This window comes from Arthrobacter mobilis (assembly GCF_012395835.1).
Lineage (GTDB): Bacteria > Actinomycetota > Actinomycetes > Actinomycetales > Micrococcaceae > Crystallibacter > Crystallibacter mobilis.
Genome location: NZ_JAAZSQ010000011.1, coordinates 47,388 through 62,605 on the forward strand (window position 1 = coordinate 47,388; position 15,218 = coordinate 62,605).

The window sequence follows — 15,218 nt, forward strand, 5'->3', positions numbered from 1 at the left end:
TCCTGCCAACAATTTATCCTGTCAAGGACCAGGATCCCGGCAATGACGCGGTTTCCAGGGCGTTTCGCGCCGCCGGAACCCGGTTGTGGAGGATCAGTGAGGGTGCTGAAGGACCCTCCGGGGAGCGGAATCTATGCAAGTTCGGGCATGTGCGGGATCGGTGTCTCCGGGTGCATAGTTAAGATTTCGGCGCCCTCTTCGGGAAACCGGCGGCAGCGGCGCAGACAGGACATTAGATAAAGGCTGGATATTGAGCGGTAACGCGACGTTTCGACATGACAATGCGGCACTGCTGGCCGTGAGCAGCGTTGAGGCCCCGGTGGTGGTCAGCTCCGCGGACTTCGACGAACGCCTGGCTCCCAGCCTGAAGCGCCTGCACCTGTCGAGGCGTCTGCTGGAACGGGTGGCCGGCGTCTCCGAACGTCGCTGGTGGTCCCCCGGGACCGGATTCGACGATGCCGCAATCGAGGCCGGCGCCAAGGCCCTGGCCGAGTCCGGCGTCGATCCCTCGCAGATCGGCCTGCTGATCAACACTTCGGTGACCCGGCGCAACCTGGAACCCTCCGTGGCCGTGAAGATCCACCACGGGCTGAACCTGCCCTCCTCGGCGGTGAACTTCGACCTGGCCAATGCCTGCCTGGGTTTCGTCAACGGCGTGACCCTGGCGGCGAACATGATCGATTCGGGCCAGATCCGGTACGCCCTGATCGTGGCCGGCGAGGACGCGCAGCCCACCCAGGAAAACACCTTCCGGCGGCTGAACCACCCCGGGTCCACGCGGGAAGACTACCTGCGTGAGTTCGCCACCCTGACCCTGGGTTGCGGGGCCGCGGCGGCCGTCATCGGCCCGGCGGACGCGCATCCGGGATCGCACCGGATCCTCGGCGGCGTCTCCCGCGCGGGCACTGAGCACCACCAGCTGTGCGTGGGCGGCCCGGACGGGATGTTCACCGACACCAAGGGTCTGCTGGACGGCGGCCTGGACCTGGTGGTGACCGCCTGGCACGAGGCGCATGCGGACGGCTGGGACTGGCGGTCCATGGACCGGTACGTCACCCACCAGGTGTCCAACTCGTACACCAACGCCATCATCAAGGCGGTGAACCTGGCGCGCGACCGGGTGCCCATCACCTTCCCGAAATGGGGCAACGTGGGTCCGGCCTCGCTGCCGATGACCCTGGCCCAGGAATCGCTGTCGCTGAGCGCCGGGGACCGGGTGCTCTGCATGGGCGTGGGGTCCGGGCTGAACACCACGATGATGGAGCTTGCGTGGTAGCAGAGCTCTGGCCCGGCGTGCCGGCAGCCTGGTCCCGGCGGATCCGCGTTCCATCCACCGCTGCCGCGGACCCGGCAGGCAGCCGGCACAACTGGCATCTGCTGGACAACGGCGAGGAACTGGCCGCCCGCGGCCTGGACCCGGTGGGGACGCTGCTGTGCGTGCACGGCAATCCGACCTGGTCCTACCTCTGGCGCAGCCTGCTCGCCGCCGGCAGCAGCGGCCAGTCCGCACCGTGGCGGGTTATCGCCGTCGACCAGCTGGACATGGGTTTTTCGGCACGCACGCGGGTCATCCGCCGGCTCGAGGACCGGATTACGGACCTGGGCGACCTGACCGGTGCGCTCGGCCTGTCCGGGCCGGTGGTCACGGTCGGGCATGACTGGGGCGGAATCATTTCCCTGGGCTGGGCAACCCGGCACCGCGAACAACTGGCCGGCGTGGTACTGACCAACACCGCCGTGCACCCGGCAGGCCACCCGCTGCCGGCACCGCTGCAGCTGGCCCTGCACCCGGCGGTGCACCGGTGGGGCACAACGACCTCGGACGCCTTCGTGCGCGTGACCCATGCGCTGGCCCGGCCGGCCCTGGCCCGGGAAGTGCGTGCGGCCTTCAGGGCACCGTACCGCGGCGCGGCGCGCCGGGCCGGCGTGGGCAACTTCGTGGCGGACATCCCGGCCGGCGAATCCCACCCCAGCTGGCCGGCGCTGGCCCGGGTGGCCGAAGACATCCGGGACCTGGAGGTGCCGGCGCTGCTGCTTTGGGGCCCGGAGGACCCGGTGTTCTCGGACCGCTACCTGCGCGACCTGATGGACCGGCTGCCGCACGCGGATGTGCACCGCTTCGAGGGCGCCGGGCACCTGCTGCCCGAGGACGTGGATGTTGCCGGGCCGGTGTTCAGCTGGCTGGGGTCCCGGGGCGGCGCCAATCCCGATGCGGCCGCCGACGGCCTTCCTCGACCGGCGGCGGTGGAGGCGGAGGCCTTCGTGCCGATGCTGGCGGAGCTGGACGGGCGGCGCCAGGACAGCTCCCCCGCCGTCGTCGACATGGCACCGCGGGTACCGGACGGAGCCGTGCCCGGGCCGGTGACACTGACCTGGGCCGAGCTGGCACAGCGGGTGGACCGGCTCGCCGCAGGACTGTCCGGCATCGGGGTCAAGGCCGGGGACCGGGTCAGCCTGCTGGTGCCGCCGGGTATCGACCTGACCTGCCTGGCCTACGCATGCCTGCGGATCGGTGCCGTGATCGTGGTCGCCGACACCGGCCTGGGGACCAAGGGCCTGAGCCGGGCCATCCGCGGGGCCGGACCGGACTGGCTGGTCGGCGTCGAACGCGCCCTTGCCGCAGCCAGGCTGTTCGGCTGGCCAGGCGTGCGGATCAGCGCGACGGAGCTGGGCAGCACCGTGCGCCGGCTGTACGGGGTGGCGCACACCGTGCCGGAGCTGGAGGCGGACAGGCCACCTGGTCCCGATGCAGGCGCGGAGCGCCTTAGCCGGCCAACGGCGGATCCCGACGCGGACGCGGCGGTGCTCTTCACCTCGGGTTCGACCGGCCCGGCCAAGGGCGTCGTCTACACCCACCGGCAGCTGGCCGCCATGCGGGACACCCTGAAACAGACCTACGGACTGAAGGCCGGCACCGCGCTGGTGGCCGGCTTCGCCCCGTTCGCGCTGCTCGGGCCGGCCCTCGGCGCCACGTCGGCCACCCCGGACATGGACGTCACCGCCCCGCGCACGCTCAGTGCCGCCGCCCTGGCGGACGCGGCCGCCGCCGTCGGCGCCACCGCCGTCTTCGCCTCCCCGGCGGCCCTGGCCAATGTGCTGGCCACCGCCGGGACCCTGCAGGCGGGACAGCGCGACGCCTTCGCAGGGGTGGAGCTGCTGCTGTCCGCAGGTGCGCCCATCCCGGAGCCGCTGCTGGCGCAGGTCCAGGACCTGCTGCCCGCGGCCTCGCTGCACACCCCGTACGGGATGACCGAGGCCCTGCCGGTGACCGACATCAGCCTGGAGCAGATCCGTGCCGCCGGCACGGGCAACGGTGTCTGCGTCGGCACTGCAGTGGCCGGGGCGCGCGTGGCCGTGGCCGCGCTGCGTCCGGACGGCAGCGTGGCGGATGAGGCGTCCGCCGAGCCCGGTGTCACGGGGGAGATCCTGGTCAGCGCCCCGCATGTCAAGGACCGGTACGACCGGCTCTGGATCACGCAGGAGCACAGTGCTTCGCTGCCGGGCTGGCACCGCACCGGCGACGTCGGGCATCTCGACGCCGAGGGCCGGCTGTGGGTCGAAGGCCGGCTGGGACACATCCTGACTACTGCGGACGGCGTGCGCACGCCGGTGGCGGCCGAGCAGCTGGCGGCAACTGCCGACGGCGCGGGCCGGGCTGCCGTCGTCGGCATCGGCCCGGCCGGCGCGCAGGTGGCGGTGGCCGTCCTGGAGACGGTACCGCCGGCCAAGTCGGCGGGCCCGGCCCCGCAGGAACTGGCCCAGGCGGTCCGCAGCGCCGTGCTGAACGGGGCGGATCTGGAGCTGGCGGCAGTGCTGACAGTGAAGGACCTGCCGACGGATATCCGGCACAACTCCAAGATCGACCGGACGGAGCTGGCCGTTTGGGCCGCCGAGGTGCTGGCCGGCGGAAAGGCGAAAAGGCCGTGAGCCTCCAGGTGCTGGTCACCGGGGCCAGCGGGCTGCTGGGCGGCGCCGTCGCGCGGCTGCTCGCGGACAAGGGACACCGGGTGCGTACGTTCCAGCGCCGGCACACTGCCGGCGGGCCAGGCCTGGAGGTGCTCTCCGGCACGGTCACGGATCCGGCCGCCGTCCGGGCCGCCGTCGAGGGGGCCGATGCCGTGATCCACCTGGCCGCCAAGGTGTCCTTCACCGGGGGCTGGGACGAGTTCGCAGCCGTCAACATCGGCGGCACCCGCAACCTGCTCGATGCCGCCCGCGCCGCCGGCGCGCGGGACTTTGTTTTCGTTTCCTCTCCCTCCGTGGCCCATTTTGGCCACGCCCTCGCCGGCGAAGGTGCCGGACGGGCGGACCCGCAGCGGGCCCGGGGCAACTATGCCCGGTCCAAGGCCGCGGCCGAACTGATCGCCCTGGCCGCGGACGCGCCGTCGTTCCGGGTCGCCGCCGTCCGCCCGCACGTGGTCTGGGGCCCGGGTGATACGCAGCTGGTGGAACGGGTGGTGAAACGGGCCGCGGCCGGCCGGCTGCCGCTGCTGGACCACGGTGCCGCGCTGATCGACACAACCTACATCGACAACGCCGCCGCCGCGATCGTCCGGGCGCTGGAACGGATGGACCAGGCCCGGGGGCAGGCCCTGGTGGTCACCAACGGCCAGCCGCGCCCGGTCGGCGAGCTGCTGGCCGGCATCTGCACGGCGGCAGGCGTACGGCCCCCGTCCTGGAGCGTGCCCGGCTGGCTGGCCCGCGGTGCCGGTTCGGTGGTTGAAAAGGCCTGGCTGGTGGCCGGTGCCCGGGGCTGGGTCCGCGACGAGCCGCCGATGACGAGGTTTTTGGCCGAGCAGCTCTCCACCGCCCACTGGTTCGACCAGCGGCAGACCCGCCAGGTGCTGGACTGGGTGCCCGAGGTCGGGCTCGACGAAGGATTGAAGCGGCTGGCGGCCTACTACGGCGGCGGCCCCGCCAGATAAGGAGCAGCAAGACAGCATGGAGAGCGTGAAGGCAATCGGCGGCTGGCCCGTGCAGAACGCGGCAGCCGCCGTCGTCGGAGCCGACGGCAAGGTCCTGGGCAGCCACGGGGACCAGCGGCGCCGCTACAAGCTGGCCTCGGTGACCAAGCTGCTCACCGCCGGCGCGGTGCTGGTGGCACTGGAGGAGGGTGCGCTGGAGCTGGACCAGCCCGCAGGCCCGGAAGGATCCACCGTCCGGCACCTGCTGGCCCACAGCGGCGGCTATGACTTTGCCGACCGCACCGTGCGCTACCGGCCGGGCGAGCGGCGGCTCTATTCCAACGCCGGCTTCGAGGTGCTGGCCGAGACCCTCGAGCAGTCCGCCGGCATCCCCTTCGCCGACTACCTGCGCGAGGGACTGCTGGATCCCCTGGGCATGGCGGACACCTCGCTGGAGGGCTCCCCCGCCGCCGGAGCGGTGTCCACCGTGGCGGACCTGGTGCTCTTCGCCGCGGAGCTGCAGCGTCCGGCGCTCCTGGATCCGTCCACCGTCGCCGCGGCCACCACGGTGGTGTATCCGGGCCTGGCCGGGGTGCTGCCCGGGTTCGGCCGGCAGCAGGACAACGCCTGGGGCCTGGGCTTCGAGATCCGCAACGCCAAGTCCCCGCACTGGACCGGCACCGGCAGTTCACCGCGCGCCTTCGGGCATTTCGGACAGTCCGGCACCTTCCTCTGGGTGGATCCGGACGCCGGCGCGGCCTGCGTGGCGTTGACCGACCGCGACTTCGGCCCGTGGGCCGCCGAGGCATGGCCGGCGTTCACCGACGGCGTGCTGGCGGAACTGCGGCGCTGAGCCGCCGGCGCCGCCTGTCGGGGCTCAGTCCCAGCGCACTACCCGCACCAGGCCCCACTTGCGTGCGTCGGCGTCGTACTGGAACGTCAGCAGGCTGGTGGCGTCCGGTGCACTGGACAGCTCCGGCGCCACCGAGGATTTGCGGAATCCGGAGGCCAGGGCCAGCCGCCGGTTTCCGGCCTTGTCCTGCTTCACCCGCAGGGTCAGTTCCTGGCCGTCGTGCGGCAGCCCGGAGGGCAGCGCGAGCGTGCGGTTCCCGGACAGTGTCACCTTGAACATCTCCCCGTGCTCGCAGGACCAGCGGATGGTGCCGGCGTCCGCCGCGGCCCGGACCCGCGGACGCTGGGTCTTGGCGATATTCGGTCCCGGATAGCTGCCGCGGGCGATCTGCAGGTCCGTGATCTCGAACCAGCCGGCTTCCTTGTTCAGCCCGTACCGGAAGAACGGGAAGCGCCAGGAGCCCTGGTCCTCCGAGGTGACGGCGAACGGGACGGTAAAGCTTTGCCAGACGGTGCCGAGGCGCAGGCCCCTGTCGCCGGAGAACAGCGCGTCGTTGTCGGGCTGGCGCAGGCCGGCGCTGAGCCGGAACCCGTCGAAGGAGGCCCGGGCCTTGAAGGTCAGGACGTGCGGCTTGCCCCGCTCGAAATCGGTCTCGGCCGAGGGGACCTGCCGGTACACCGCGTAGTCGTTGTCGGATTTCCCGTCCGACTTCGGCTTGGCAACCCGCAGGCTGGTGGTGCCCTTGTCCATGCCGGACGGGGCATTGGCGGTGATCTCGAAGCTGGAGCCCTTCCCGGCCAGGGACCAGGTGTCGGTGGACGCCGGCACGGAGACCGCCGGCGGCAGCAGGTTCCGGCTGTAGTCCGCCGGCGGGTCGGCCCGGTTCACCCGCGCGGCAGCATTGATGGCCTGGCCCACCAGCCGTTTTTGTTCGGCGTTTTCCAGCCGCATGTCGGTGGAGGGCGCATCGATCAGGAACAGGATCGCTGCCTCGATCCGCGGCAGTTCCGGGGAGGCCACCAGCCGGATCAGGTCCGAGTACCACCGGCCCTTGTCTTCGCCCTGGTTGCTGGCGGCGCAGCCGGTCTCGCACAGCCAGATGCCGCGGGAAGACATGGCCTCGACCTGGCCGACGAACCGGCGTAGTTCCGCTCCCACCGGCAGCCAGGTCTCGCTGTAGCCCTCGGCGTTGGAACGGTTGTAGTAGGAGACCCCTACGAGGTCCACCCACTCGTCCCCCACGAACCCTTCGGCCAGGTTGGACGGGTCCCCGTCCCCGCCGTTGCTGGTCAGGTACCACTGGATGAACCGGGAGCCCAGACCCATGGAGCGGGCCAGCTCCACAATCCGCCGGTAGGCCTCCTTGTACAGGGCGGGGCTGTTGGCGTCGGTGTCCCGGTACATCTGCCAGGGGTAGCTGCCCGCCCCGTTGCCTTCGTGGAAGGGTGCCAGGTAGACCCTGTCCGTGTGCCCGCCGTCGACGATCGCCTGGAACAGGCGCGCCAGGTCCCGGTAGACGCCGTTTTTGGCGTCCATCTCGCGGATGAATTCCCGGTTTTCCTTCCAGATTTCCAGCGCGTACATGATGTTGCGTGACGGGCTGCGCTCCAGTTCGGGCACCACTTCGGCAGTGTAGGAACGGGCGGTTTCGGCACCGACGGCACGGTAGTAGGAGACGATGTCGAAGGTTGCCTTCAGCTCGGTCTCAAGGTCCCGGGTGGCGTCATAGTATTTGGCGCCCTGGTAGGCTTCGGCCGGCTCTCCGCGGACCCGCGCGCCGATCCAGGGCCGGCGTATAGTCCCGGCCTCGGCCAGCTCAATCCGGGCAGCCACGGCCGGACCCAGCAGGTCCCCTGACTGGCGGGAAGGTTCCCCGGGTACCTCCCCCGCCGAAAGGGTGACGATCCGCGGCAAGGCCAACCCGGCGGCGAAGCCCAGGGCGGTCCTGCGCCCCATGGTCAGCGGCTCTTCGCGCGGCTTCGTCAAGTCCCCTGCCTCCCCGTTCCGGTACTCCCGGCACCCTTTTCCTGCCATTCCACCCTACCGGGTTTGGCCACCGGCCCCGGTCAGGGCCGGTCCAGCAGTGAATCCGCATCCGGAACCACGCCCATGCGGTATTTGGATTCCGCCCGGAATGTCGATCCGCCGGCAAACGCCCGGCTCCTGCCCGGCGGCAGGGGGCAGACATAGAGTTTTTTCAGCCCGGCGGCACGGTCCTCGTAGTACACCTGCGGCTTGTCCGCTGTTCCCCACTTCCAGCCGGCCACTGCGTCCTCTGGATAATCGCAAACCCCCACGTGGCGCGAGCCCGGGTTCCAGGCCACGCAGGTCAGCGACTTCTGATATCCCAGCAGCGCGTCCGCGGACTTGCCCAGGCTCCGGTTCGCGTCCCAGGTCTGGTCGGCACCCACCCAGGTGACGCGTTCGAGGCTGGTGGGCCACATGACGAAATAGGGCCTGCGGTAGGTGCCGGCTACCGCCCAGGTGACCTTACGCCGGACCACCAGTCCATGACTGCCCAACGAGTAGCTCACCCAGGCATCAGCAGCCTTGCCGTTATTGGGGATGCCCGGATGGTCGAGCCTGGTCTTGCGCTGGATGCGGACGAACCTGCCCGTGGCCACCTGACCGGTCCTGAGGCTCCTCCGTTTGCCGTCAACGTACACCGCCAAGGACACCAGTGCCTCGTAGCCGTGCACGCCGCCGATGAACAAACTCCGGCCGCCGATGTCCACGTTCAGTGCGTACTCGTGGGCCGAGTGGGTCGCCTCCGCCGTGCCCATCCGCTCCAGCGTGATCCAGGTGGTCTTCCCATCGGGGCGCTGGGTCTCCACCGAGGCACCGTAGACGGCGGCATACCTGTTGATCCGGCCCTTAAGCGTCACGTTGACTGGCCATACTTTCAGCGTGTACCGACGGGCCGGGTCCAGGTCTTCGGCCAGGAGCTGCGCGTGCTCGCTGCCACTGGAGGAGCCGGCAACGTAGGTGTCCACGTAGCGGGCGGAGCCGGAGACGGCGCCGGCGGCTATCTGCGCGGCGGTGACGGTGCCGTCTTCGAGCAGCTGCCGGCCGGTCTTCGCTCCAGCCAGGGCCACCTGCCGGCCGTTCCCGTCCACCAGGCTCACCCGTACCAGCCCGTTGGCCACGTGCGAGGCCGTGTGCAGACAGATACTGCGGGAACCGGCCGGCAGCGAGTAGGCGGCGGAAGCGGCACCGGGCAGCGCTCTGAGAAAGCCGTGGGACTCCTGCACTGACCAGGTTCCGGGGTACTTCCAGCGGGTCCTGTCCGTGCAGCGGTGGCGGTTCCGGGCCAGCCGGATGTAGGCCGTGTGCAGCTGGGGCACCCGGTCATAGGACTGTCTGGGCCCGGGCACCGTGGGGGCCTTCAAGGTATAGACCGCCCAGCGGAGGCGGTCCACCTGGTACCCCAGCTGCCATCCATAGGTGGAGGTCCGCCGGATGAAACAGCGGCCTCCCCGCAGGCCCGCCGTGGCGTCCATGACCGTGGCGTATTCGGCCTTGGCGCGGGCGGACAGGGTGGCGGGAACGACGGCGGCCTGTCCGGTGGAGAAAGCTGCAGCTGGCGGCGGGTTCAGGCCGGCCAGCAGGCCGGCCAGTGCTGTTCCGCCGAACAGGCCCAGCACCTGGCGGCGTCCAATGGCTTGCGGCTTGTGAGATTGCATGGAAGGTCCCCCGGCCCCCGATGCACGCGGTACGTGCTGCCCGGGACACCACCGGCGGAATGCGGTCCTCATTGGCCACAGACGAGGTAGCGGCGGTTGCCGGCGGTAAGGATGAGCCGGCAACCGGCAGAGTCCGAAGGCAGCACGGCCCGGCCCGTGCGGCACCCCTGCCGCACGCCGGACGCCGTGCATCAATCCTGTGGAATCGCCCGGGCCGGCCCAGCGGCCCGGACCAGCAATCATGAACCCGCAGGGCGGGCTATGATCCCCAACCCATCACCCCGGTTGCGGGATGATTTCCCCAATCACGCGTCCCCTTGGGCACTGCCGGCGGCCCACCGCGCGCTCTTCAATACAGTGCTGCACGCAGGTTGGGAAAAGGCTGCGGCCTGCCCGGCTACCAGCGGCCGTTGCGCGGCCGCGGCTGGCACACCGGGCAGGTGTAGGCGGAGCGGTTCATGAAGGAGTCCCGCCGGATCGCAGTGGTCAATCCCAGCCCCGCACACCGGTAGCAATTCCCGCGCTCCCGTCCGTAGGCGTTCAGGGAACGGGCGAAGTAGCCGGAGGCACCGTTGACGTTGACGTAGAGCGAGTCAAAGCTGGTCCCGCCTGCAGCCAGCGCGCGCGTCATTACGTCGCGGCAGGCATCGATGAGCCGTTCGGCTTCCGTGCGGCGCATGGTGTCCGTGGCGCGTGCGTAGTGGAGCCTGGCGGCCCACAAGGCCTCGTCCGCGTAGATGTTCCCGACGCCGGACACCAGGCGCTGGTCGAGGATGGCCCGCTTGATCCCGGTGCGGCGGGCTCGCAACTGCCGGTAGAAACCGTCGAAGGAGAAGGCGGGGTCCAGCGGGTCCCGGGCAATGTGCGCGGCCTCCACCGGGACCAGGGGCAGTCCGGTTTCGGACCGGCCGCCCGGCTGGCCGTCAGCGGTGGGCGCGAGGTCGGCCAGGAAAACCCCGCCGAAAATGCGCTGGTCGACGAAGCGCAGTTCCTCCGGCATCACCGTACCGTCCGCATCGACGGCGGGGCTGAGGCGCAAGCGGACCTTCAGGTGCTTTTCGTCCGCCTGGGACGCGTCCTCGATCAGCAGCTGCCCGCTCATGCCCAGGTGGGCCATCAGGGCCAGCTTCGGCTCCGTGGTGCGGCTCGCGGAGGCCTCCGTGAGCGGCATCCAGAGGAACTTGCCGCGGCGGGCAACGTCCACCACCCGGGCGCCGATGAGGTTGCCGCGCAGGTCCTCGGGGCCGAGGGCATGGCGGCGCACGGAACGTTCATCCAGGATGTCGACGCCGGTGATGGTGCGGCCGCCGACCCAGCTGGCCAAGCCGCGGCGGACTACTTCGACCTCGGGCAGTTCTGGCATGGCCTACCCGTTGGCCGGAGTTCCGGCCCGCAGCTGCTGCCAGCTCACCGCGGCCGCTTCCTGCTCGGCTTCCTTCTTGGAATGTCCGGTGCCCTGGCCGTAGGGGATGCCCCCGATGAGCAGGGTGGCTTCGAAAACCCGGGCATGGTCCGGGCCGGAGCCGCGCACCGAGTACTCCACTGCACCCAGTTTGCGTGCCGCCGCCAGTTCCTGGATGCTCGTCTTCCAGTCGGTGCCGGCACCGAGGGCGTCGGCGTCGTCCAGCAGGGGGCCTACCAGGCGCATCACCAGGTCGCGGGCGGCCTCGATGCCGTGCACCAGGTACGTTGCCCCGAAGAGCGCTTCCATGGTGTCGGCCAGGATGGAGGCCTTGTCTGCGCCGTTGGTCAGCTTCTCCCCTTGGCCGAGCAGGATATGCTCGCCCACGCCGAGTTCGCGGGCAATGCCGGCCAGGGCACGCGTACTGACCACGGCCGAACGCCGCTTGGCCAGCTCACCCTCGGAGAGATCCGGGTTGTCCCGGTAGAGGGCATCGGTCACGGAAAAGCCCAGGATCGAATCGCCCAAGAATTCGAGGCGCTCGTTGGTGGGCAACCCGCCGTGCTCGTAGGCGTAGGACCGGTGGGTGAGGGCAAGACGAAGCGTCCCGGCGTCGAGATCGACGCCGAGACGCTCCAGAAGCTCTTCAGTTGAAGGCATGCCGGACGGTGTTACGCGTCGGCTACCTTGCGGCCCTTGTACTCAAGGAACAGCGCAGTGCCAGCTGAGTCGGTGACAACCTTGGCCTGATGCGGCAGGCTGTAGGTCACCCGGCCGTTCTCAACGGTCTTCACCAGGTTGGGGGCGGTAGCCTTCCACTGGGACCGGCGTGCGCGCGTATTCGAGCGGGACATCTTCCGCTTGGGAACAGCCACGACTAACTCTCTTCTCTCTCGTCTGACTCTGTACTTGTTGCCGCGTCGTCCGCGGCATTGCTGGCCAGGCCCGCCAGGGCTGCCCAGCGAGGATCCACGACCTCATGGTGGTGGCCCGGATCCTCTTCAAGGCGCATCCCGCATTCAGGGCACAGGCCTTTACAGTCCTCCCGGCACACCGGCTGGAACGGCAGCGAGGTTACCACTGCGTCCCTCAGCACCGGTTCGAGATCGATGGAATCGTGCTCGATCCGGCGCTGCTCTTCCTCTTCCTCTTCGGCTGCCTGACCCAGGTCGGCGTCCGCATAGTAGAAGAGTTCCTGCACGTCGACGTCGAGGTCGTACGCGATGGGGTCCAGGCAGCGCCCGCACTCGCCCGTTACTTCAACGGAAGCGGTGCCGGTGACCAGGATACCTTCGTGCACGGCCTCGAGCCTCAGGTCCAGCTCCATGTCGGAGCCTTCCCGAACGCCGATGAGTGCCGCACCAAGATCCCTTGGTGCAGGTACATGCTCCTCAAGAGTCCGCATCGTTCCCGGGCTGCGCCCGAGGTCCTTGACCCCCAGGATCAGGGGCGAACTTTGATCATGGTTCAGGACCACGGTGATGAAAACTCCTCATGAACATCTGACCGACATATCATCTTAGCCTGATCCGGACCGAAGCCTCAAACCGCCGCGGTCCGCCGCGCCGCAGGCGCCCGGGGCGGCTGTCCGGCCAGACAGTGCGCTACCGGATAGCCTACTAGGGTGAATGAGCCGACCCGGTTCCGCAGGACGCGCGCGGCCCTGCTCTGGCTGTGGGCAGCGGCAGCGGTCCTGCTGGCGCTGCTGATCATGTTCCTGACCGCCTCCTACTTCCTGTTCTACAATCCTCCGCTGGCCGCTGCCGGCACCGCGGACGCCGTCGTCGTGCTGGCCGGTGCCAGCAGCGAGCGGTTGCCGGTGGGCCTGGAGTTGATGGAGGACGGCGCAGCACCCGTACTGGTCCTTTCGCACACCAACGCGCCGGGCAATATCTACGCGGATGAGCTCTGCCAGGATCCGGACCAGGTGGACCATCCGGTCCTCTGCTTCTCACCCGGGGTGGAGACAACCCGGGGCGAGGCACGCAGCGTCGCACGGCTGGCCGCCGACAACGGCTGGGACGAAATCATCGTGGTGACCTCCCGCTACCACCTCACCCGGGCCGGCTACTACATTGGCCAATGTTCCGGCGTGCGGGTGCACAAGGTGGCCTCCGATCCGCAGCTGGGCCCCCGTGAATGGCTGGGACGGTTCGCGGAAGAGTCCGCCGCCCTGGCTTCGGCGTACGTCAGGCCCGTCTGCGCCGCCCCGCTCCAGCGGTGATCCGGCAGCGGCCGGCGTCCGGCAGGGTCCGGGGTCAGCTGCCGAGCATGAGGCTGCCCCAGCCGCCGCGGCCAATGTAGACCGCAGGGTGGATCCTGCTCCTGGTGACCTTGTAGTAGCGGATATTACCGGCGGTGTCCCGGGTCAGGAAACCGGTCCCCCCGTCCCCGAGGTGGTCCGGGAGCACCGACAGGTGCGTCATCGCGGACCAGCCGGAGGAGCCGATGATCCTGCGGTATTCGGCCTTGAACCGGCCCGCCCCATTGGAACGGTAGAGCTTGAACTGGCCGCTCCCCGTGCCAGTCCGAGCGATCATGTCCATCCGGCCGTCGTCGTCATAGTCCAGGAAGAAGGTTTCCAGGCCCTTGAAGCTGGCGGTGCTGATCTGCTGCCGGGCACCGGGCTTGCCGCCGGCTGGATTGGAATAGTAGTAAAGCCGGCCGCTGGAGAGGCTTTTCGCCACGATGCCAGGGCGCTTGTAGCCACGCTTCCAGTGGGCGACTTCGATGTCGTAACTGTCCCAGCCTCCCCAGCCGATGGTGCGCGGGGCCGCCAGGCCGCCACCCTTTTCGCCGTAGCTGACGGTAAGCTTGCCGTTCCGCCAAGTGGCCAGAATGTCCTGCACCCCGTCCGCGTTCCAGTCGGCGATGTCCACCTGGAGGGCATCCTCCCAGCCGGAGGAGACGTAGCTGCGCTGCCACAGGTCCCCGCCCTGCGCGGACGGATAGATGTAGAGGTGGCCGGAGCCGTCGACGGCGGCGATGTCGCCTTCATGGATAGAGGGCACCTCGGCCGGCGGCAGGCTTTCCCGGGTCTGCGCATAGCCGGCCAGGTTCTCCACCACGACATACATCCCGTAGTAGTCGGGGTTGGTGGTCTTCATCCAGCCGATGCCGATGTCCGTCGCCTTGGGGCTGAGCATGCCGGCCCGGTGTGCCGGGGAATTCATCCACCAGTCCACGATCTGCCGGGCGTTGTTGTTGATGCCGATATTCTCGGTGTACCAGTCCCAGCCGGCAGGGATCTGCCGGCTGCCGTAGCCCTCGCGGTGGATGGTCTCCAGCTTGAAGGTCTCGCGGGTGATCCGGTTGTTCTGCTCCTCGGCCCATTGCTGCGAGATATTGGCGACCGTCTGGTTCCAGACCACCGGCGGCAGGCCGGCCTCAGCCCGATACTGGTTGGTCAGCTTCAAAACCTCGGCCACAAACGGGTCCCGGTCAGTCCTGGTCAGCGCCGAGGCCGGCGCGATGCCGGCAACAAGCAGCAAGGTCAGCGCCGCCAGCAGTCCGACGATCTTCCGTGCAGATTCCATCAATCCCCCCACTTGTTGGCCTTCCCGGGAAGGCACTTCCGCAGTGCCCTATCGGCAGCGGCCACGGAACAGGTAAGTCCGCCCGCACGAAGAGGCCCGGCGGGCGCTGCAAAGGATGGATAGCGGAAAAGCCTTCCAACTTGCTTGATGATCAAGCAAGTTGATTGATCGTTTAATTTACACTATGCTGATAGAGGTTCCGACAAACGCTCCGGCTGCCCTGCTCGCCCCGTGTTGACCACGCTCCACCGCCCGGCGGAAGTATGGACCAGCCCAGTCAGCCTGCCCTCCACGTAACACCGGGCCGATTCCGCCGCTCTGCATTCATCTTGGAAAGGACCTTATGGACCGCCGTCAATTCCTCACCGTGCCGCTGGCCGCCCTGGCGGTGCCGGGAGCCCTTGCCGCCGCCGGCCCGCTCCCGGCCCAGGCCGTGACCCGGGCGCTGAAGGGCATCGGCTATTCGGACAAGGACTCGCTCTCGAGGACGCAGATCAAAAACCTCAACGTCGCCTGGCACTACAACTGGGGGGCGAACACCCACCTCACGGCCCCGCCCTTTATCCCGATGGTCAAGGACGCCGTCCGGCTGCTGGAACGGGATGCGATCGGCAAGGTAACGGCCCAGCTGCCCCAGACCCGGACCAAACACCTGCTCGGCTTCAACGAACCCGACCACCGCGCCCAGGCCAACATGAGCGTGGACGAGGCCATCCGGCTCTGGCCCCGGCTGCAGCAGACCGGCCTGCGCCTGGGCTCCCCGGCCACGGTCAGCGTCACCAGCCCCTGGCTGAAGGACTTCATGGCCAAGGCCAAGGCCCGCGGCCTGCGCGTGGACTT

At 69.2% G+C, this 15,218-nt stretch carries 13 protein-coding genes; 6 read left to right on the forward strand and 7 right to left on the reverse strand.

Annotated features, from left to right (window positions below):
• Positions 1-250 precede the first annotated feature (250 nt).
• The 4 genes from HGG74_RS12390 to HGG74_RS12405 are packed head-to-tail and all read left to right on the forward strand — an operon-like array spanning position 251 to position 5,757.
• Positions 251-1,276 carry a 3-oxoacyl-ACP synthase III gene (locus HGG74_RS12390; RefSeq protein ID WP_205761815.1) on the forward strand — a complete coding sequence of 342 codons (1,026 nt, stop codon included), beginning with the start codon at positions 251-253 and terminating at the stop codon, positions 1,274-1,276.
• Entirely contained in the window at positions 1,270-3,927 is a 2,658-nt protein-coding gene (locus HGG74_RS12395) for an alpha/beta fold hydrolase (RefSeq protein ID WP_168486758.1), read from the forward strand. The genes HGG74_RS12390 and HGG74_RS12395 overlap by 7 nt, the downstream gene beginning before the upstream one ends.
• Positions 3,924-4,925 (forward strand): NAD-dependent epimerase/dehydratase family protein, encoded by a 1,002-nt coding sequence (locus tag HGG74_RS12400; protein WP_312856833.1) that lies wholly within the window; start codon positions 3,924-3,926, stop codon positions 4,923-4,925. The genes HGG74_RS12395 and HGG74_RS12400 overlap by 4 nt, the downstream gene beginning before the upstream one ends.
• A 16-nt stretch (positions 4,926-4,941) precedes the next feature.
• Positions 4,942-5,757 carry a serine hydrolase domain-containing protein gene (locus HGG74_RS12405; RefSeq protein WP_168486762.1) on the forward strand — a complete coding sequence of 272 codons (816 nt, stop codon included), beginning with the start codon at positions 4,942-4,944 and terminating at the stop codon, positions 5,755-5,757.
• A gap of 24 nt (positions 5,758-5,781) precedes the next feature.
• On the opposite strand, the gene HGG74_RS12410 is transcribed toward HGG74_RS12405, so the two are convergent.
• The 6 genes from HGG74_RS12410 to HGG74_RS12435 form a co-directional block, all read right to left on the reverse strand.
• Positions 5,782-7,743 (reverse strand): glycosyl hydrolase, encoded by a 1,962-nt coding sequence (locus HGG74_RS12410; RefSeq protein WP_168486764.1) that lies wholly within the window; start codon positions 7,741-7,743, stop codon positions 5,782-5,784.
• Between the two features lie 80 nt (positions 7,744-7,823).
• Entirely contained in the window at positions 7,824-9,440 is a 1,617-nt protein-coding gene (locus HGG74_RS12415) for a hypothetical protein (RefSeq protein ID WP_168486766.1), read from the reverse strand.
• Positions 9,441-9,837: 397 nt separating this feature from the next.
• The gene (gene mutM, locus HGG74_RS12420; protein ID WP_168486768.1) at positions 9,838-10,803 is read right to left on the reverse strand and encodes a bifunctional DNA-formamidopyrimidine glycosylase/DNA-(apurinic or apyrimidinic site) lyase; all 966 of its coding nucleotides are present in this window, start codon (positions 10,801-10,803) and stop codon (positions 9,838-9,840) included.
• 3 nt (positions 10,804-10,806) lie between these two features.
• Positions 10,807-11,502 carry a ribonuclease III gene (gene rnc, locus HGG74_RS12425; protein WP_168486770.1) on the reverse strand — a complete coding sequence of 232 codons (696 nt, stop codon included), beginning with the start codon at positions 11,500-11,502 and terminating at the stop codon, positions 10,807-10,809.
• An 11-nt stretch (positions 11,503-11,513) separates the two neighbouring features.
• Complete coding sequence (gene rpmF / locus HGG74_RS12430) at positions 11,514-11,717, reverse strand: 50S ribosomal protein L32 (RefSeq protein WP_127511582.1); 204 nt, start codon at positions 11,715-11,717, stop codon at positions 11,514-11,516.
• A 2-nt stretch (positions 11,718-11,719) separates the two neighbouring features.
• The gene (locus tag HGG74_RS12435; protein WP_168486853.1) at positions 11,720-12,289 is read right to left on the reverse strand and encodes a YceD family protein; all 570 of its coding nucleotides are present in this window, start codon (positions 12,287-12,289) and stop codon (positions 11,720-11,722) included.
• Positions 12,290-12,466: 177 nt separating this feature from the next.
• Here HGG74_RS12435 and HGG74_RS12440 point away from each other — a divergent pair, with 177 nt between their 5' ends.
• On the forward strand, positions 12,467-13,066 hold the full coding sequence (locus HGG74_RS12440) for a YdcF family protein (protein WP_168486771.1): 600 nt from the start codon (positions 12,467-12,469) through the stop codon (positions 13,064-13,066).
• A gap of 34 nt (positions 13,067-13,100) precedes the next feature.
• Here the strand turns inward: HGG74_RS12440 and HGG74_RS12445 are convergent, their stop codons facing one another.
• Positions 13,101-14,378 (reverse strand): CAP domain-containing protein, encoded by a 1,278-nt coding sequence (locus tag HGG74_RS12445; protein ID WP_168486773.1) that lies wholly within the window; start codon positions 14,376-14,378, stop codon positions 13,101-13,103.
• A gap of 343 nt (positions 14,379-14,721) precedes the next feature.
• Between HGG74_RS12445 and HGG74_RS12450 the strand changes: the two genes are divergently transcribed.
• Positions 14,722-15,218, forward strand: a 497-nt coding sequence (locus tag HGG74_RS12450) for a glycosyl hydrolase (RefSeq protein ID WP_246262869.1), incomplete at its 3' end; no start/stop codon positions are given.

Bases quoted from the DNA above. Each gene is read 5' to 3' on its own strand.
- mutM (WP_168486768.1), bottom strand. From the start codon at position 10,803: ATGCCAGAACTGCCCGAGGTCGAAGTAGTCCGCCGCGGCTTGGCCAGC.
- rnc (WP_168486770.1), bottom strand. From the start codon at position 11,502: ATGCCTTCAACTGAAGAGCTTCTGGAGCGTCTCGGCGTCGATCTCGAC.
- HGG74_RS12445 (WP_168486773.1), bottom strand. From the start codon at position 14,378: ATGGAATCTGCACGGAAGATCGTCGGACTGCTGGCGGCGCTGACCTTG.
- HGG74_RS12405 (WP_168486762.1), top strand. From the start codon at position 4,942: ATGGAGAGCGTGAAGGCAATCGGCGGCTGGCCCGTGCAGAACGCGGCA.
- HGG74_RS12415 (WP_168486766.1), bottom strand. From the start codon at position 9,440: ATGCAATCTCACAAGCCGCAAGCCATTGGACGCCGCCAGGTGCTGGGC.